The 18,190-nt window shown below is 60.9% G+C and carries 14 protein-coding genes; 13 read left to right on the top strand and 1 reads right to left on the bottom strand.

Annotation, left to right across the window (positions count from 1 at the left end; genetic code table 11):
- Positions 1-93: 93 nt before the first annotated feature.
- From AC3QLZ_RS12580 to AC3QLZ_RS12590, 3 genes are all read left to right on the top strand, one after another.
- Positions 94-1,707: a methyl-accepting chemotaxis protein gene (locus AC3QLZ_RS12580; protein ID WP_014236226.1), complete on the top strand. Its 1,614-nt coding sequence runs from the start codon at positions 94-96 to the stop codon at positions 1,705-1,707.
- A gap of 49 nt (positions 1,708-1,756) precedes the next feature.
- A complete protein-coding gene (gene lgt / locus AC3QLZ_RS12585) occupies positions 1,757-2,542 on the top strand; it encodes a prolipoprotein diacylglyceryl transferase (protein ID WP_014236227.1) in 786 nt (261 codons plus the stop codon).
- Positions 2,543-2,603: 61 nt separating this feature from the next.
- Positions 2,604-3,932, top strand: a complete 1,329-nt coding sequence (locus AC3QLZ_RS12590) for a malonyl-CoA decarboxylase (RefSeq protein WP_014236228.1) — start codon at positions 2,604-2,606, stop codon at positions 3,930-3,932.
- A 608-nt stretch (positions 3,933-4,540) separates the two neighbouring features.
- Here the strand turns inward: AC3QLZ_RS12590 and AC3QLZ_RS12595 are convergent.
- Positions 4,541-6,508: a TonB-dependent receptor gene (locus tag AC3QLZ_RS12595; protein ID WP_492783254.1), complete on the bottom strand. Its 1,968-nt coding sequence runs from the start codon at positions 6,506-6,508 to the stop codon at positions 4,541-4,543.
- Positions 6,509-6,700: 192 nt separating this feature from the next.
- Here AC3QLZ_RS12595 and AC3QLZ_RS12600 point away from each other — a divergent pair, with 192 nt between their 5' ends.
- From AC3QLZ_RS12600 to flgB, 10 genes are all read left to right on the top strand, one after another.
- A complete protein-coding gene (locus tag AC3QLZ_RS12600; RefSeq protein WP_014236230.1) occupies positions 6,701-7,870 on the top strand; it encodes a tyrosine-type recombinase/integrase in 1,170 nt (389 codons plus the stop codon).
- Positions 7,871-8,038: 168 nt separating this feature from the next.
- Complete coding sequence (locus AC3QLZ_RS12605) at positions 8,039-8,440, top strand: hypothetical protein (protein WP_133247329.1); 402 nt, start codon at positions 8,039-8,041, stop codon at positions 8,438-8,440.
- Between the two features lie 60 nt (positions 8,441-8,500).
- Positions 8,501-9,751 carry a TolC family protein gene (locus tag AC3QLZ_RS12610; protein ID WP_014236231.1) on the top strand — a complete coding sequence of 417 codons (1,251 nt, stop codon included), beginning with the start codon at positions 8,501-8,503 and terminating at the stop codon, positions 9,749-9,751.
- On the top strand, positions 9,748-10,980 hold the full coding sequence (locus tag AC3QLZ_RS12615; RefSeq protein WP_014236232.1) for an efflux RND transporter periplasmic adaptor subunit: 1,233 nt from the start codon (positions 9,748-9,750) through the stop codon (positions 10,978-10,980). Before AC3QLZ_RS12610 ends, AC3QLZ_RS12615 begins: the two co-directional genes overlap by 4 nt.
- Positions 10,981-10,990: 10 nt before the next feature.
- Positions 10,991-14,149 carry an efflux RND transporter permease subunit gene (locus AC3QLZ_RS12620; protein WP_014236233.1) on the top strand — a complete coding sequence of 1,053 codons (3,159 nt, stop codon included), beginning with the start codon at positions 10,991-10,993 and terminating at the stop codon, positions 14,147-14,149.
- Positions 14,146-14,889: a HupE/UreJ family protein gene (locus AC3QLZ_RS12625; RefSeq protein ID WP_014236234.1), complete on the top strand. Its 744-nt coding sequence runs from the start codon at positions 14,146-14,148 to the stop codon at positions 14,887-14,889. The genes AC3QLZ_RS12620 and AC3QLZ_RS12625 overlap by 4 nt, the downstream gene beginning before the upstream one ends.
- A 13-nt stretch (positions 14,890-14,902) precedes the next feature.
- On the top strand, positions 14,903-15,544 hold the full coding sequence (locus AC3QLZ_RS12630; RefSeq protein ID WP_014236235.1) for a hypothetical protein: 642 nt from the start codon (positions 14,903-14,905) through the stop codon (positions 15,542-15,544).
- A 70-nt stretch (positions 15,545-15,614) separates the two neighbouring features.
- On the top strand, positions 15,615-15,881 hold the full coding sequence (locus AC3QLZ_RS12635) for a hypothetical protein (RefSeq protein ID WP_043797801.1): 267 nt from the start codon (positions 15,615-15,617) through the stop codon (positions 15,879-15,881).
- 47 nt (positions 15,882-15,928) lie between these two features.
- A complete protein-coding gene (locus tag AC3QLZ_RS12640; RefSeq protein WP_014236237.1) occupies positions 15,929-17,266 on the top strand; it encodes an MFS transporter in 1,338 nt (445 codons plus the stop codon).
- 271 nt (positions 17,267-17,537) lie between these two features.
- Positions 17,538-18,095 carry a flagellar basal body rod protein FlgB gene (flgB, locus tag AC3QLZ_RS12645; RefSeq protein WP_232058801.1) on the top strand — a complete coding sequence of 186 codons (558 nt, stop codon included), beginning with the start codon at positions 17,538-17,540 and terminating at the stop codon, positions 18,093-18,095.
- The last annotated feature ends 95 nt before the right edge of the window (positions 18,096-18,190 follow it).

Raw genomic sequence — 18,190 nt, forward strand, 5'->3', positions numbered from 1 at the left:
GGGCCTAAATACTAGCATGTTATGATCAGCCGACCGCTCGTCGAAAAAGGCGGATTTCAATGGTTTCTGCTGCAAAAGATGGAGTTAAAGACCATGCGCATTTCCCGCAAGCTGGTGTTTTCCCTGGTTGCCATGCAGGTCCTGATCACCCTGGTCGGGGTGGTCGGCCTGAATCGTTTTGACCGGCTGGAGCAGTCCCTGGCCGAGATTTCCGATGTCTGGCAGCCCAGCATCCGGGCCGCTTCCGGCATCAATGCCGAGTCCCTGGACTTCCGCAACCGGGAGACCCAGCTGCTGATCGCCCGCAACAGCGCGGAAATCGACGATGCGGTAAAGCGCGGCAACCAGAATCTCGAGGCCTTGCGCAAGTTTGACCAGGCATTCCAGTCCCTGATCCATGGCGACGAAGAAAAAGCCCTCTATGCCGCCTACCGGGAGAAGCTGGAGGCCTACCTGGCGACCCACGAGCGGATGGTGGCCCTGGCCCGGGAAGGGCGGCGGGACGAGAGCATCGCCTATTTCGAGGGCGATTCGCGCAAGGCCATCCGCGCCCTGCGGCCCACCATCGACGCCATCGTGGACTACACCGTGAAGGGCGCCGAAAAGGCCCAGCAGGAGGCCCGCACCATTTCCCGGGTCGGCCAGATGTGGATCATCGGCATCAATCTGGTGGCCCTGGCCCTCGGTGCGGTGCTGGCTTTCTGGCTCTACGGTTCCATCGTCCGGCCCCTGCAGAAAATCCGCGAGGAAGTGCTGGGCATCGAACAAAGCGCCGACTTTACCCGCCAGCTCGACGCCCATGGCCACGATGAAATCGGCGAAACGGCCCAGTCGGTGAACCACCTTACCGCCTCCGTGCGCGCCGCCCTGCAATCCATGCTGGCCGGCATTGCCCAGGTGGCCTCTGCCGCCGACAGCCTGGCCGAGGCCTCGCGCCAGGTTTCCGCCGGCTCCGGCGCCCAGTCCGAGGCCGCATCCTCCATGGCGGCCACGGTGGAACAGCTGACGGTGAGCATCAACCAGGTGGCGGACAACGCCAGCCGGGCCTTCGAGCTGGCCCAGGCCTCCGGTCAGGCCTCCCGGGAAGGAGGCGGCGTCATCGCCAATGCGGTGGACTCCATGGGCGGCATCGCCCGCCGCATCGAGGAGACGGCTGCTGCCATCCGGGAACTGGGCGTGGCCTCCCAGGAAATTTCCGGCATCGTCCAGGTGATCAAGGAGGTGGCGGACCAGACCAATCTGCTGGCCCTCAACGCCGCCATCGAAGCCGCCCGGGCCGGGGAGCAGGGCCGGGGCTTCGCCGTGGTGGCCGACGAAGTGCGCAAGCTGGCCGAGCGCACCGCCCTGGCGACCCAGGACATCGCCGCCAAGATCGCCGCCATCCAGTCCGGCGTGGACCATGCCTCCTCCGGCATGGAGCAGGCCGTGGGCCTGGTGGAACAGGGCGTGACCCTGGCCGACACCGCCGGGGGCGCCGTGACCCGCATCACCGCCGGGGCGGCGGAGGTGGAGCAGGAGGTGAATGCCATCTCCGGCGCCCTGCGGGAGCAGGGGGAAGCCAGCAACCAGATCGCCGGCCACGTGGAGCAGATCGCCCAGATGAGCGAGGAAAACAACCGGGGCGCGGAGAATACCGCCCAGCTGTCCGGCAATCTGGCAGCCCTGGCCCAGGAGATGCGGCAGACGGCGGAACGCTTCAAGGTTTGAGCCGATACTGCTAGGCTTGCGGCCTTACGCCTCGCCTCCCGGTCTTTCCATGCTCATCCATCCCCAGTTCGATCCCATTGCCGTATCCCTCGGCCCCCTGGCCGTGCGCTGGTACGGCCTCATGTACCTGGTGGCCTTCGCCGCCTTCTATTTCCTCGGGCGCCAGCGCATCCGGCGCCGGCCCGACGGCGGCTGGAGTCTGGAACAGCTCGACGACCTGCTTTTCTGGGGCGTCCTCGGCGTGGTCCTGGGCGGGCGCCTGGGCCAGGTGCTGTTCTACGAGCCGGGCTACTACTTCGCCAATCCGGCGGAAATCCTGGCGGTGTGGAAGGGCGGCATGTCCTTCCACGGCGGCTTCCTCGGCGTGCTGGTGGCCATGGCCTGGTGGGGGCGCAAGCACGGCAAGTCCTTCTTCACCGTCACCGACTTCATCGCCCCCCTGGTGCCCTTGGGTCTTGCTGCCGGGCGCATCGGCAATTTCATCAACGGCGAACTGTGGGGCCGGGTGGCCGACGCCAGCCTGCCCTGGGCCATGATTTTCCCCCAGGTGGACAGCCAGCCGCGCCATCCCTCCCAGCTCTACCAGGCCGGGCTGGAAGGGCTGTGCCTGTTCGTCCTGTTGTGGCTCTACTCCGCCAGGCCGCGGCCCACGGGCGCCGTCTCCGGCGTCTTCCTCATCGGCTACGGCGCCTTCCGCTTCATCGCCGAATACTTCCGCGAGCCCGATGCTGGCATCTTCGGCCACAGCTACGCCATCAGCATGGGCCAGTGGCTGTCCCTGCCCATGGTCGCCATCGGCGTCTTCATCCTGCTGCGGGCCCGGCGCCAGCCTTGACTTGCCGCGGGGCTTCTCTACCATCGGGGACACCCCCGCCGGAAGAAAAAGGAGAAGCCCCATGGCCACCACCCCCAGCAAAACCGCTGCCGCCCTGCCAGCCAAACAGCTGGCCCGCATCCGCGAACAACTGAAGGAATGTGCCGCCAGCCTGGGCGGCGAAGTCTCCGCCCGGGCCCGGGCCGCCCAATTGGCGGAAACCTACCTCGGTCTGGACGATGGGGGGCGCCATGAATTCCTGCGCCTCATCGCCTTGGAGTTCGGCCCCGATCCCAAGCGCGTCGCCACCGCCCACAGCGCCTACCAGCAGGCCGTCGGCAGCCCCGCCCAGTGGGATGCGGAAGCCGCCCTGCGGGCCGCCATGCGTTCTTCCCGCATCCGCATCCTGACCCAGTTCAATGCCATTCCCCAGGGCGTGAAATTCCTGGTGGACCTGCGGGCCGACCTGCTGCGCTTCCTCGACAAGGACCCGGAACTGAAGGCCCTGGACCGGGAGCTGGAGAACCGCCTCACCTCCTGGTTCGACGTCGGCTTCCTGGAAATTTCCCGCCTCACCTGGCAGGCCCCGGCGGCCCTGCTGGAAAAGCTGATCCAGTACGAAGCGGTGCACGAGATCCGCTCTTGGAAGGACCTGAAGAACCGTCTCGACTCGGACCGGCGCTGCTACGCCTTTTTCCACCCGCGCATGCCGGTGGAGCCCCTCATCTTCGTCGAAGTGGCCCTGGTCAATAAGCTCTCCGACTCGGTGCAACACCTGCTGGACGAGGACGCTCCCACCGCCGACCCGCACCGGGCCGACACCGCCATTTTCTATTCCATCTCCAACACCCAGGTGGGCCTGCGCGGCGTCTCCTTCGGCAACTTCCTGCTGAAGCGGGTGATCGACGACCTCAAGCGGGACTTCCCCCGCCTCAAGACCTTCGCCACCCTTTCACCCCTGCCCACCCTGCGCCTGTGGGCCGACCGCAACCCGGAAGTGTTCGCCGCCTGCTTCGCGCCCGATCTGGCCAAGATCGCCAAGCATGCCGGCATCGAACCCGACGCCGATGCCCTGCGGGCCCTGCTGCCCAAGGGCGAATGGGCTGCAGATGCCCGTCTGGCGAGGCTCATCGAGCCGGGCCTGGTGCGTCTGGCCGCCCGCTACCTGCTCACCGGCAAGTCCGGCGACAAGCCCTTCGACCCGGTGGCCCGCTTCCACCTGGGCAACGGCGCCCGGGTGGAGCGCCTCAACTTCCTCGCCGACACCGCCGCCAAGGGCTTCAAACAGTCCTACGGCATGATGGTGAACTACCTGTACGAACCGGACGACCTGGAAGCCAACGTGGACGCCTTCGTCCGCGAAGGCCGTCTGGCGGCGGTGGCGGCGGTTAGACATGCGGCGAAGGGGTAGGTGAGAAACCCGCTTCCAATGAAGTGCTTGGTTTGTTCAGGTGGCGACAGTCTCGTATGGATTCGACGGGACACCATACTGACGAGGTTTGATTTGAATGACCTGGGATTTAGAGAATCTCAGGTCATTCAGGATTGCTATTTGTCGAACTGGTTTTCCGCAGATGCTCAGGGCAGGAAGTGCTTTCTCCCGCCGGTGCTCAATGTTGTAAACGGTAGTACCCAGTTCATTTCCGGGCGACACCGCACTGCAGTTTTGCTCAAGCATTTAGAGCGACTGCCTATGGCTTTTCCTGCAGTTTCTTTCGCTTCATTGGCAGAGCGGAATTGGTTGCTATCACTGTCTGAGCGATCTATTGAGGCAGAGGAATTAATTGAGCTGCCTGATCTTCCTGTTCTTGATGTGATACCAGCGTAACTTGGCTTACCACCGTCGGCTGCCGCTGCCGCCGAGGATGGAGCCCAGCGCCCCGCGATGATTTGCCGGCCATCTGGGAGCCGATGGCGGGGGCAGCGCTATTGGCCATCTCCTGCACGCCGCACTCAAGGCTGACGCTGCTCGTTTGAGGGCTGGGGCTGTGTAGGCCCCGGGGCCCTTACTGCTTCCTGTCAGAATCCCTGGGTATAGGTCAGGCGCCAGATGCGGGGTTCTGCCGGGTGGCTGTGCACGTCGGCAACGGTCGCCGCTTCGCCTCGCAGTCGGGACTCGTAGTAGTAGTCGATGTCGCTGGCCTTGCGGTTGAACAGGTTGAGCACTTCCAGGGTCAATTGGCTCTTGGCGGCCAGCTTGTAGCCCACGTTGAGATTGACCATCACCGAGCTGCCGGAACGCACCGAGTTGTCTTCGATCAGGGCCCGGGGGCCCAGGTAGCGCAGGCGCAGGCCGCCGCGCCAGGGGCCCAGGTCGTGCACGGCGACGCCGACGGAGGCGGTGCGTTCGACGGCGCCGGGGATGTACTTGCCGGCGGCATCGTCGTCGCGGAAGCGGGCCTTGGAGAGGGCGATGTCCGCATCCAGGGTCAGCCAGTCTCGGGGCGTCCAGTAGTTGGACCATTCGACGCCCTGGCGGTGGCTGGGGCGGCCGGCTTCGGTGGTGCCGGCGTCGCCGACGAAGAGCAGTTCCGAATCCAGGTCCAGGCGCCACAGGGCGACGCTGGTGTTCCAGCCGGGGGCCGGGGCGCTGCGCCAGCCCACTTCCTGGCCCCGGGATTTGACCAGGGCCGGCACCCGGGACATGGGGTCGCCCGGGTTGGAGGGATCGACGCGGATGGTGGTGCCGCGGGCGTCGTTGCTGTGGAAGCCCTGACCCCAGTTGTAATAGAACTCCTGGTTGGCGAAGGGGCCGAAAATGAGGGACAGCTTGGGGCTGGTGATGCCGTCGTTTTCCTTGCCGGAATTGGCGGCCAGGCTGGAATCCACCTTGAAGCGGTAGCGGTCGTGGCGCAGGCCGGCGACGCTGCGCAGCCAGTCGCTCCACTGGGCGCCCCACTGGCCGTAGAGGCCCAGGCTGCCCTGGTTCACGCTGTCGCTGCGCACGGTGGACAGGCGCTGGCGGGCGGCGGTGCGGTACAGGCCCACGTTGTCGATGTCGTCCTGGCGGCCCTGCACGCCCCAGGTGAAGTCCCCTTCCTTGCCCAGCCACTGCACCGGCTGGCTGCGACTCCAGCCGAAGCCGCCGTAACGGCGCCGGTCGGCCTGTTCGAACTGGTCGCCGTTGACCGGATCGTCCATGGCGTAGGTGAAGTTGGAGAAGAGGTTGAGCCGGTAGTCCACCAGATAGGCGTTGGCCCGGGTCTGCACCGCCCCGTCCTGCCGTGCCCACTGGCCGGAGAGGGAGAGGCGCCGGGTGTTGCCGCCGGCGGTGGGGTCCAGGCTGCCGTAGCGGTTCACCAGGCCCTGGTCCACGGCCCGTCGCGCCAGCTGGTCGGTGGAGGTCCAGTCGCCGTCGTAGGCCATGAATGCCACCGAGTGGCCGTTGTTGCGCGTGCCTTCCGAATAGCGCAGCACGCCGTTGAGGCGCTTGTAGTGCTCCGGCACTTCCCAGGGACCGTCGTTGTGGAACACCTCCACGGCGCCCAGCCAGCGGCCGCCGCCGGCGGTCTCCTTGTCGGCGGCGGTGAGCAGGCGGCGGTAACCGTTGCTGCCGAGGCCGATGCTGACGTAGTCCTCCGGCAGGGCGCGGCGGTAGTCGATGCGGGCGCTGCCGGCGGAGGAGAAGTCGCCATCCTCGGCGGCGTAGGGGCCCTTCTTGTACTGGATGCGCTCCACCAGCTCGGGGATGAGGAAGTTGAGGTCCAGGTAGCCGTGGCCGTGGGCGTGGGTCGGCAGGTTGATGGGCATGCCGTCGATGGCGACGGAGAAGTCGGTGCCGTGGTCCAGATTGAAGCCGCGCAGGAAGTACTGGTTGGCTTTGCCGTCGCCGGCGTGCTGGGTGACGATGAGGCCGGGCACGGTTTCCAGCACTTCCGCCGGGCGCAGCAGGGGGCGGTTCTCCAGCTGCTTCGCCGTCACCGTGCCGACGCTGGCGGCGTCGGCGACGCCGATCAGGTCCTGGGCGCCGGCCTTTACTTCGATCATTTCTTATGTAATCCAATTCAGTGTTGCGTATAGCCAAGTTGCTTCTGCTGAGCGGGATTACATCAGGGGATACGGTTTTCTAGTAGCCTAAAGAGAAAAACGAACAAACCGAAAAATTCTGACTATTGTCAGCTGACACTATCGGAATGATGTGGTTATGTGGCGCCCTTCTAATAAGGCCCTGCATAGCCAATGGCACATGATACCAATCCTACGTTGCGTGAAGCCCTTTTCATGTACTGCGAGCGCATCAGTATCCATAAGAAGGGCCACGCACAAGAGAAATATCGAATTAACCTATATTGTCGTTATTCCATTGCTGATCTTCCGATTCGCAATATAACGTCAGTCGATGTGGCGACATTTAGGGATGAGCGATTAGCGGAGATTAACGCACGAACGGGTAGGGCACTTTCCCCTGCTACGGTTCGGCTGGATCTGGCGCTGCTTTCCGACCTGTTTCGCATTGCGAAGAACGAATGGGGTATATGCAACGATAACCCTGTCGCCAACGTCCGTAAGCCAAAACTTCCGCCTGGCCGTGATCGACGCTTGGCTCCTCGTGAAGAACGGATGATCATGAGGCATTGTTCCCAGCGGGGCGCGCATGAGATGAAGGCCATTGTCCAATTGGCATTAGAAACTGCTATGCGTCAGGGGGAGATTCTGGGGGTGTGCTGGGAGCACATCAATCTGAAATCCAGAATTGTTCATCTGCCCGACACCAAGAATGGTTCCAAACGTGATATCCCGTTAAGCATGGAGGCTAGGGATATCCTGGCGGCCCAGAGGGTGAAGCTGTCGGGGCGAGTCTTTAGCTATACGAACAACGGATTGAAGAGCAGTTGGCGAAGCATGATCAAGAGGCTGAATATTCCTGATCTGCATTTCCACGATCTTCGGCACGAAGCAATCTCTCGCTTGATGGAACGAGGTGTCTTCAACCTGATGGAAGTTGCTGCCATCAGCGGACACAAGAGCCTGTCCATGCTGAAGCGATATACGCATCTTCGTGCTCAGCGTTTGGTGCGTAAGCTCGACGCTGGCGCAAACAAGGGGAAGGCTGCGGTCTTGAGCTACCTGGTTCCTTATCCAGCCTTCATCGAGCCCTATGAGAGCCAGGTAAAAGTAACCTTCCCGGACTTTGACGATCTGCATGTGGCAGGGCCATGTCTAAACAGTGCAGTACAGCAAGCTCAGGATGCCCTATTACGGGAAATTTTGGTCTTGATGCGTCAAGGTCGGCCGATCCCGCCGCCAAACAACTACCTAGAACTCCTCGATGAATCCAGGCTCTTTCACCTGGACCCGTTGGCAACCTATGATTCCCTCGCGGATCTTGCCGAGGGCGCGCTGGTTTGAGTTCTGATGACCTTGCGAGGGAGGAGGAGTCCCTACTGGTGTGGATGAGCGGGTTGAAAGCAGGACCTTATCTAACTACCGCTTGAATTGGGGTGACAGTCATCTAGTGGCAAATCCACAAAAAAGTTGCGCTTGAAGTGAACAACTAAGTTCGTGCATACTGAGAATATGTATCAATCTCTTCGCCACCGTTTTCGTGCATATGTGCAGCACCCTATCGGGCGCTGCGCGGTGGTATTGATGCTGTTTGCCTTGGTGGCAGCCAGTGTTCCGTTTGGTGAGATTCATGCCCATGCGGATGGTGATCACGATCATGATCACGGTTACGTCACTGCTGAATTGACGAAGGCATCGCTCTCCGATCCTTCAGACTCTATGGACTCCGATTCTGATTCGACCGGAGCCAAAGTGCTGCATGCACACGGTTCCGTTGTCACTCCTCCGCCCTTGCCGGTGGATGGACTGGGAATCGAGCCATTCATCTTTCCCGCCCGGGACAAGATTACCCTCGCCTACTTGTCGCGGCCTTCTGCGACACCACTTCCCCCCTATCGCCCTCCAATCGCCTGACGCCTAGCGCCGCTTTTTAGCGGCTTGCTTTGTGTCGTCTGTCGATATTGGAGGTTTTCCGTGAACTTGCGTTGTTTGCTGGTTCTGGCTGTAGCCGGAACCTGCGGTATCCCCTTGTCGGGGTATGCCGCTGAATCCTTGCGCCTGGAGGAAGCAGTCTCCCGCGCCTTGGCATCCCACCCCTCACTTGCGGCCGAGGCCGCGCAATTGAAAGCCGTTCAGGCACGCGCTCAGCGTGAAGGCCTGGCAACGCCCTTTATGATCGGCGCCGATGTGGAAAACGTCGGCGGTACTGGAGCCTTTCGGGGGGGGCAATCAGCTGAAACCACGCTACGTATTGGCCGCGTCATTGAACTGGGCGGTAAACGTGAAGCGCGCCAGGCATTGGGTAGCGCTGAAATCAATCAGCAACAGAACCTGTCCGAGGCAACCCGCCTGGATGTCATCAGCCGCACCTCACTCCGCTTCATTTCAGTGCTGGCTGACCAGCAACGGCTGAAATACGCTCAAGAGCAGGTAGGACAAGCCGAGCGCACACGCCGCGAGGTCGCCAATTGGGTAGCCGCTGCCCGCAACCCGGAGTCAGATTTGCGTGCGGCTGAAATCGCCGTTGCTGACGCCGAGCTGGAGCGCACCCGGGCCGAGCACAAGCTGACCTCTGCCAGGTTAACCCTGGCCTCCAGCTGGGGGGTCTTAACACCCGATTTTGAGACGGCTGCAGGCAATCTGCTCGTGCTGCCCAAAGCGGAGTCGCTGGATACCTTGGTGGCTCGTCTGCCGATGACACCAGAGCAACGTGCCGCATTGCTCGAGGCGGATAGTATCGCTGCTCGCAAGCGCTTAGCCGAGGCCGGCGCCAAGCCGGACGTTACCGTCAATCTGGGTGTGCGTCGCCTTGAGGCAACCAGCGATCAGGCATTGATGATGTCGGTATCGATTCCACTCGGCAACCAGGTTCGCTCGGGACTGTCCGTCGCCGAAGCCAATGCGCAACTGATGGCACTGGAAGCTCGCCGCGATGCTCAGCGTTTCGAGCACTACCAGTCGCTGTTTGGAAAGTATCAAGAACTCAATCAGGCCCGTACTGAAGCTGAAACGCTGCAAAAGCACATGCTTCCCAAGGCCGAGGAGGCACTGGCCTTCACCCGGCGCGGCTTCGAAGCCGGCCGCTTCTCCTTTCTTGCCCTGGCACAAGCGCAAAAAACCCTATTCGAACTGCGCCAACGCGCTGTCGATGCTGCTGCTCGCTGCCAGATCCTGATGACCGAGGTGGAACGCCTCACCGCCATTGCCCCGGAACCCACGCCATGAACCGACTATTACCCCTGATTCTCGTGCCTCTGCTGCTGACAGCTTGCGGCAACGATACCCCTCCCTCCGCTGTGGTTGCTGCGGAAAAAGCCAGTGCTGCCGAAGAGTACGAGCGTGGCCCCCATCGCGGCCGGATGCTGCGCCAGGGTGACTTCGCTCTCGAAGTGACCATCTATGAAACCAATGTGCCGCCGCAGTATCGGCTGTATGCCTACCAGAACGGCAAGCCTTTGCCGCCGGCCAGCGTGCAAGCCGCAATCCAGCTCAAGCGCCTGGATGGCGAATTCAACAATTTCACCTTCACGCCGGAAAAAGACTACCTGAACGGCAGCAGTGAAGTCATTGAGCCCCATTCATTCGATGTCGAGGTCAAGGCCCAGCATGCCGGCCAATCCTACAGCTGGGCGTTCCCCTCGTATGAGGGGCGCACCACGATTCCGGCGGCTGCCGCAAACGACGCAGGGGTTAAGGTCGAGAAGGCCGGTCCGACAACAATCCGCAATACAGTGCGGCTGATGGGTGCTGTGATGGTCGATGCGAATCGGCGTGCCGAGATCAAGGCCCGCTTCCCGGGCATCGTACGCGCGGTCAATGTCCAGGAAGGGCAGCGTGTCAGTCGTGGCCAGACGCTGGTGGCGATTGAAGGTAACGACAGCATGCGGACCTATTCCGTTGTCGCACCGTTTGACGGCATCGTCTTGGCGCGCAATACCAACGTCGGCGACGTTGCCGGCAGCAACACCCTGGTTGAACTGGCGGATTTGTCCAGCGTCTGGGTGGAATTACGGGCTCTCGGTGGAGATGCGGAGAAGCTGTCCGTGGGCCAGGAGGTCGAGATTTCCTCGGCCACCGGTGGCAGCCGGGTCACCGGGAAAATCCAGACGCTGCTGCCCCTGGCCTCCGGGCAAAGCGTGGTGGCCCGTGCCAGCATTGCCAACCCTGAAGGGCGGTGGCGGCCGGGTATGGCGGTCTCTGCGGATGTCACCGTGGCGGCACGCCAAGTCCCGCTGGCGGTGAAGGAATCCGGCCTGCAACGCTTCCGTGATTTCACCGTCGTCTTTACCCAGGTAGGGGACACCTACGAGGTCCGCATGCTCGAGCTGGGTGAGCGTGATGGCCGCTACGCCGAAGTGCTGGGCGGGCTGAAGCAAGGTGCTACTTATGTAGCTGAGCAGAGCTTCCTCATCAAAGCCGACATAGAGAAGTCCGGCGCCAGCCACGATCACTAAGGGATTTGCCATGCTAGAACGAATGATTCGTGCGGCAATCGCACATCGCTGGCTGGTCCTGATACTGGTTCTGGGCACCTCCGCACTTGGTGTCTGGAGCTATGGTCGCCTGCCGATCGATGCCGTCCCCGACATTACCAATGTCCAGGTCCAGGTCAATTCCGAGGCCCCCGGCTATTCGCCGTTGGAGGCAGAGCAACGTGTCACCTTCCCGGTAGAAACCGCCCTGGCAGGTATGGCTCGCCTGAAGTACACCCGCTCGATTTCGCGCTATGGACTGTCCCAGGTCACCGTGGTGTTCGAGGACGGTACGGACATCTACTTTGCCCGACAGCAGGTGAGCGAACGTCTGCAACAGGCGTCTTCCCAATTGCCGGCTGGCGTCAAACCGACCTTGGGACCGGTGGCGACAGGGCTGGGTGAAATCTTCATGTATACGGTCGAGGCCACACCAGGGGCTACCAAGGCGGATGGCAAACCCTGGATGCCTACGGATTTGCGAACACTGCAGGATTGGGTGATTCGCCCTCAGCTGCGTAACCTGAAAGGTGTCACCGAGGTCAATACCATCGGCGGCAACGTGCAGCAGTTTCATGTCACCCCCGACCCGGCCAAGATGGTGGCCTACAAGTTAACCATTGATGACCTGCTGCAGGCCATTGAACGTAACAACGCCAATACGGGCGCCGGTTACATCGAACGGGGTGGTGAGCAGAACCTGATCCGCATTCCTGGGCAGGTGGGTGATGAGGCTGGTTTGCGAGAGATCGTGGTGGCAATGCGTGACGGGCTGCCCTTGCGAATTAGCGACATAGCTACGGTCCAGATCGGCTCGGAACTGCGCACCGGTGCCGCAACCAGGGATGGCCGGGAAGTGGTGCTGGGCACGGTATTCATGCTGATTGGTGAGAACAGCCGGGAAGTCGCCATGCGTGCAGCGACCCGCCTCAAGGAAATCGATGCTTCGCTACCGGAAGGGGTCAGTGCGCGTGCGGTTTATGACCGCACCCAACTGGTGGACCGCAGTATTGCCACGGTCCAGAAGAACCTCCTCGAGGGAGCCTTGCTGGTAATCGTGGTTCTTTTCCTGCTGCTGGGCAATATCCGTGCGGCACTGATCACGGCGGCCGTGATCCCGGTTGCCATGCTGATGACCATCACCGGCATGGTGCAGAACCGGGTATCGGCCAACCTGATGAGCCTTGGGGCCTTGGACTTCGGCCTGATCGTCGATGGCGCCGTGATCATCGTCGAGAATTGCCTGCGCCGCTTCGGTGAGCGGCAGCACGCCCTGGGCCGCTTACTGTCCATCGAGGAGCGCTTCCAACTAGCTGCGAAAGCAAGTGCCGAGGTAATCAAGCCTAGCCTGTTCGGTCTGTTCATCATTGCCGCTGTTTATCTGCCGATCTTTGCCCTCAGCGGGGTCGAGGGCAAGACTTTCCATCCCATGGCTATCACTGTGGTCATGGCGCTGGTTGCCGCAATGGTGTTATCCCTGACTTTCGTGCCGGCGGCCATCGCACAGTTCGTCACCGGCAAGGTCGAGGAAAAAGAAACCCGCCTGATGCAGCGGCTGCATGGGATTTACGCTCCTCTGCTGGAGAAGTCCCTATCGCTGCAAAAGCCGGTGATTGGCGCCGCTGCAGTGCTGGTGGTGCTGTGTGGATTGTTGGCGACTCGCCTGGGTACGGAGTTCATCCCCAACCTGGATGAGGGGGATATTGCCCTGCACGCCCTACGCATCCCGGGTACCAGCCTGACCCAGGCTATCGGTATGCAGGCCCAGCTCGAAGCACGGATCAAGCAGTTCCCGGAAGTAGACAAGGTGGTGGGCAAGCTCGGCACGGCAGAAGTGGCCACCGACCCGATGCCGCCTTCTGTGGCCGATACTTTCATTCTGCTCAAGGAACGCAAGGACTGGCCGGACCCGCGCAAGTCCAAGGCTACCCTGGTGGCGGAGCTGGAGGAAGCTGTTCGTGCCATCCCCGGCAACAACTACGAGTTTACCCAGCCGGTACAGATGCGGATGAACGAGTTGATTGCCGGTGTACGTGCGGAAGTGGCGATCAAGGTATTCGGCGATGACCTGCAAGCGCTGACCGCGGTTGGCAAACAGATCGAGAAAGTCGCAGGCAGCATTTCCGGAAGTGCCGACGTGAAACTTGAGCAGGTGACCGGCCTGCCGCTGCTGGTCATCAAGCCGGATCGTGCCGCCCTGGCCCGCTACGGCCTGGCCGTGGCCGACATCCAGGACACCGTATCCGCGGCGATGGGTGGGGCAACGGCTGGCCAGCTTTTCGAGGGGGATCGCCGTTTCGATATCGTGGTGCGTCTCCCCGATGCCCAGCGCCAGGACCCGAAGGCACTGGCAGCGCTGCCCATTGCCCTGCCGGCGACAAGCAGAGCCGATGGAGCTTCGTTGTCGCGGATGCCCGGCGTGGTGCCCTTGAGTGCCGTGGCCACTATTGCGGTAGAGCTAGGGCCCAACCAGGTCAGTCGGGAAAACGGTAAGCGGCGCGTGGTCATCACGTCGAACGTGCGCGGCCGGGACCTCGGCTCCTTCGTGGAGGAACTCCGGGGGAAAGTTGCGGCGGAAGTCGTGCTGCCTGTCGGAAGCTGGGTCGAATACGGCGGCACCTTCGAACAGCTGATCTCGGCCGGCCAGCGTCTGAGCGTCGTGGTTCCCGTGGTCCTGGTCATGATTTTTGGCTTGCTGTTCATGGCCTTCGGATCGGCCAAGGATGCCGCAATCGTGTTCAGCGGCGTACCCCTGGCGCTGACCGGTGGCGTACTGGCCCTGTGGCTGCGCGGTATTCCCTTCTCCATCTCAGCCGGGGTCGGATTCATTGCGTTGTCTGGCGTTGCGGTACTCAACGGCTTGGTGATGATCACCTTCATACGGAAGCTGCGTGAGCTTGGGCAACCGCTACATACCGCTGTGACCGAGGGGGCGCTGACCCGTCTGCGCCCCGTGCTGATGACCGCACTGGTTGCCAGTCTTGGCTTCGTCCCCATGGCCCTCAATGTCGGTACAGGTGCTGAAGTGCAGCGCCCACTGGCAACCGTGGTGATCGGCGGCATCATCTCTTCGACCCTGCTGACCCTCTTGGTGCTCCCGGTGCTGTACCGGCTGATACACCGGAATGAGAACGAGGAGACAGCCGCGTGACCCCTTCCCCCATTCTATTCAACAAGGAGTTTCCTTTGCCATTTCGCCAGTTCAGCGCCACCGGCATTTGCCGGTGGACCGTGGCGCTCCTCGCGTCACTGCTGCCCCTGTGGGCTTTCGCCCACGGGGTCACGGGAGAGGATCAGTCCTTTCTCGAGCAGAACACCGGCCGCAACCTGCTGTTGTTCGCCTACCTGGGAGCCAAGCACATGGTCACCGGGTATGACCATCTGTTGTTCCTGTTTGGTGTGGTGTTCTTTCTGTACCGCATGCGCGACGTCAGCATTTACGTGACCCTGTTCGCCGTCGGACACAGCGTGACCCTGCTGCTGGGGGTGCTGGGCGGTTTCCACGTCAATCCCTATGTCGTCGACGCAATCATCGGCGTCTCCGTGGTTTACAAGGCGCTGGACAACCTGGGGGCATTCAAGCACTGGTTGGGATTCCAGCCCAATACCAAGGCGGCCGTACTGGTCTTCGGCTTTTTCCACGGTTTCGGCCTGGCCACCAAGCTGCAGGACTTCTCGTTGTCCCGCGATGGTCTGGTGCCGAACATGCTGGCCTTCAACGTTGGCGTAGAACTTGGCCAATTGCTGGCACTGGCTGGAATTCTGATCGTCATGGGGTTCTGGCGCCGCAGCACAGCCTTCTCCCGGCAAGCATTCACCGCCAATACCGCACTCATGGCTGCTGGCTTTGTCTTGGTCGGCTACCAACTTACCGGCTATTTCGTTTCCTGATCGAGGTCTTCCTATGTCCAATACTCAAACCCACTCCCTGCCCAGTAGTGCCAGTCTGTTCAAGGCAACCGCGGTAGCCGCAGGTGTTGCCGCCACCTTGCTGGTGACCATGGTGCTTCCTGCGGAATATGGGATGGACCCTACCGGCATTGGCCGTTTCCTCGGCCTCGATGCCCTTAAACAGTCTGCCGGTGCTGAAACAACATCTGTTCTGGCAACCCCGGATGCTATTGCTGGCCCCAATGCAATGCTTGCCGCCAAAGCAGATGCTGCTTTCGGAAAGCAAGCCGGCAGGTCCTTGGATGCCTCCGCCGTTTCATTGGCAGGTGATGGCCCCATGCGTCGCAACACATTCACGGTAACGCTGGCTCCCGGCAAAGGCGCAGAGGTCAAAGCGCACCTCCGGGCTGGTGAAGGCCTGACCTTCCACTGGCAAGCAACCGCCGCGGTGGCCGTGGATATGCACGGCGAAGCACCGAATGCCAAAAATGCCTGGACCAGCTATTCGGTCGAAAGTGCTCAAAAGAGTGCATCCGGCACTTTTGTTGCCCCCTTCGAAGGAAGTCACGGTTGGTATTGGCAAAACCGCGGCACCGAGCCGGTGACGGTATCCATCGAAGCCTCCGGTTTCCAATCCGAGTTGTATCGGCCGTAACGAAGCTTTCTTACACGGCCCCGTTGTATTAACCCCGCGGCTTGCCGCTTTCACATTGGAGATGTACCCCGTGAAAAACAAAACCTTCCTGTCCCTCTCTTTGCTGGTCGGGTCCTTCATGTCGCTTTCCAGCGTTGCCTATGCCCACGGTGTCCACGAAGACAGTGCCGAACCAAAGGCCACGCCCACTGCTTGCCGGCACCTCACCGACACCGAGCATTACGTGGTGGATCTAAAGGACCCCGCAACCCGGGCGCTCAAGACCCGTTGCGATGCCACCAAGAAGCCTGTAACCCCGGTGGCCGAGAAGAAGGACGAAACACCGGATAAGAAGTAACCCCTCCTGATAGTTCATTGTCGCCCGTAGAGACATAGGAAATAGCCATGCTTGAAATCCTCCGACATCGCAGTTTTAGGCATTTGTTTCTCGCCCAAGTCGTTGCATTGGTGGGGACGGGGCTTTTGACCGTGGCCCTGGCATTGCTGGCCTATGATCTGGCAGGCGCCAATGCCGGTGCGGTACTGGGTACCGCACTGGCCATCAAAATGATCGTCTACGTCACGCTTTCGCCTGTAGCGGGGGCTGTTGTCCCTGCGGCATGGCGAAAGCGTGTCTTGGTCGGCCTAGATTTGATTCGAGCGGCGGTGGCATTGCTGCTGCCGTTCGTCACCGAAATCTGGCAGGTCTATGTGCTGATTGCGCTGCTGCAATCAGCCTCAGCCTGCTTTACCCCGCTTTTTCAGTCGCTTATTCCCCAGATTCTGCCGGAGGAAAGCGACTACACCCGCGCGCTCTCCCTGTCGCGGCTGGCCTATGACCTGGAAAGCCTGCTTAGTCCGGCCCTGGCAGCGGCATTGTTGGTGGTCATCAGTTTTCACGGGCTGTTTGCCGGCACCTCCGTCGGCTTTGTTCTATCTGCACTGTTGGTCATGAGCACGGCATTTCCCGTCGTGCCAGAAACCCGTTTGGGAGATGGCCCCTACAGTCGAGCCCTCCGAGGCATGCGGATTTATCTACACACACCGCGACTACGCGGACTTCTGGCGTTGAACCTATGTGCCGCAAGTGGGGCCAGCATGGTTTTCGTGAATACCGTAGTCCTTGTCCGCGAGGTGCTGGGAGGCGGTGAACGGGAGGTGGCATGGGCTCTGGCAGCTTTCGGTGCCGGGTCCATGGCCGTGGCCTTTTCCTTGCCAACATTGCTCGACCGTATGGCGGATCGTCGAATCATGCTGAGCGCGGCATCAGCAATGGTCGTTGTGCTACTGGCGGTAACGGGGGTTTGGTGGAGTACCGGGGGTTTGGGCTGGGCAAGTCTCATTCCCGCATGGGTGGTTCTGGGTATGTCCTACGCAGGCCTGGTAACACCCGGGGGACGACTATTGCGGCGCTCGGCCCAATCGGACGATCTACCCTTTTTGTTTGCCGCCCAGTTTTCACTCTCACACCTGTGTTGGCTTCTGGCTTATCCACTGGCGGGATGGCTTGGAGCGCGGCTGGGATTCGGTGTTGCCCTCTCCGCCCTTAGCGCCATGGCAGCAGTGGGAGGGGCGCTTGCCTGGCGCACTTGGCCAAGGCAGGACCCTGATGTGATTGCCCACCATCATGACGATCTCTCTACCGACCACCCTCATTGGAACGAGTACGCGCTTGGTGGCGGAGGTCGGACTCATGAGCACCGTTTTGTCATCGATGAACTGCATCAGCGATGGCCCCACTAAGCCGGCCACTACGCGATGGTACTGAGTGATTTTCTTCGAGTAGCAGATAGCCACCTGATTGTTGGTCGGGGACTCTTTCACATGCTCAGCCACATGTGGCTCCACATCGAGTTCCGGCTATTTGCCGTCGGAATTGGCGTGCTACTGGTGTTGCTGTTGGTACTGATTTTTATGAGCTGGGAAGAGGAGCGGTGGATTCGTGCTGTAAGGATTTTTGATTTTTTATTTCGAAAACGGAAATAAAAAAGCTCATTAATGGGGTGGTATTCGCATGCCAAAGATGGAGCTTCCACAGCAGGTGGCAAAACTAGATACAACGCCGACATCCGTAGTTGGTCAGTCCCGTATGCAGACGGCCGACTTCTCGAAAATCCTCAATCAGGCGCTTTCCAGGAGCAACACGCCAGCTGACGTAGGCGTAACCGTGCATAGAGACGGAAACAAGAAACCGGGGGACTTCCAGCAAAAAATGCTGGGAATACGGGCCTATAGGCAACAGCTCATTGCTTCAAATATCGCGAATTCCGATACGCCAGGATATAGGGCTATGGATATCGATGTCGAAGATGCTGCCAAGCAGAACCAAATGGGGCTGTTGCCATTAGCAAAATCATCTCCCAGCCATATCAACGGGAGTGCTCATTGGTCCTCTCCGCCGTTCAACCTGAAATACCGCACACCATTTCAGGCCAGTGCAGACGCAAATACCGTAGAAATGGACATTGAGCGCCAGCATTTTGCTGAGAATGCTGTGATGTACCAATTCACCCTGGATCAGGTTGGTGGCGATTTCAAAGAGCTGACTGAGTTGTTTCGAAACCTAAAATAGTTCGTTCAAGCTAGCCTCATGCCAGCCAGGCTGCAAATCCAATGTAGCAACAAATTTTATTTGTAGAGTTATCAACAGCATTGTAGAGTACACTC

The sequence above is a fragment of the Azospira sp. MPR-LB4 genome (assembly GCF_058809525.1).

Excerpts from the sequence above, each read along its gene's own strand:
- AC3QLZ_RS12580 (WP_014236226.1), top strand. The coding sequence starts at position 94 with ATGCGCATTTCCCGCAAGCTGGTGTTTTCCCTGGTTGCCATGCAGGTC.
- lgt (WP_014236227.1), top strand. The coding sequence starts at position 1,757 with ATGCTCATCCATCCCCAGTTCGATCCCATTGCCGTATCCCTCGGCCCC.
- AC3QLZ_RS12590 (WP_014236228.1), top strand. The coding sequence starts at position 2,604 with ATGGCCACCACCCCCAGCAAAACCGCTGCCGCCCTGCCAGCCAAACAG.
- AC3QLZ_RS12595 (WP_492783254.1), bottom strand. The coding sequence starts at position 6,508 with ATGATCGAAGTAAAGGCCGGCGCCCAGGACCTGATCGGCGTCGCCGAC.
- AC3QLZ_RS12600 (WP_014236230.1), top strand. The coding sequence starts at position 6,701 with ATGGCACATGATACCAATCCTACGTTGCGTGAAGCCCTTTTCATGTAC.
- AC3QLZ_RS12605 (WP_133247329.1), top strand. The coding sequence starts at position 8,039 with ATGTATCAATCTCTTCGCCACCGTTTTCGTGCATATGTGCAGCACCCT.
- AC3QLZ_RS12615 (WP_014236232.1), top strand. The coding sequence starts at position 9,748 with ATGAACCGACTATTACCCCTGATTCTCGTGCCTCTGCTGCTGACAGCT.
- AC3QLZ_RS12620 (WP_014236233.1), top strand. The coding sequence starts at position 10,991 with ATGCTAGAACGAATGATTCGTGCGGCAATCGCACATCGCTGGCTGGTC.
- AC3QLZ_RS12630 (WP_014236235.1), top strand. The coding sequence starts at position 14,903 with ATGTCCAATACTCAAACCCACTCCCTGCCCAGTAGTGCCAGTCTGTTC.
- AC3QLZ_RS12640 (WP_014236237.1), top strand. The coding sequence starts at position 15,929 with ATGCTTGAAATCCTCCGACATCGCAGTTTTAGGCATTTGTTTCTCGCC.
- flgB (WP_232058801.1), top strand. The coding sequence starts at position 17,538 with ATGCCAAAGATGGAGCTTCCACAGCAGGTGGCAAAACTAGATACAACG.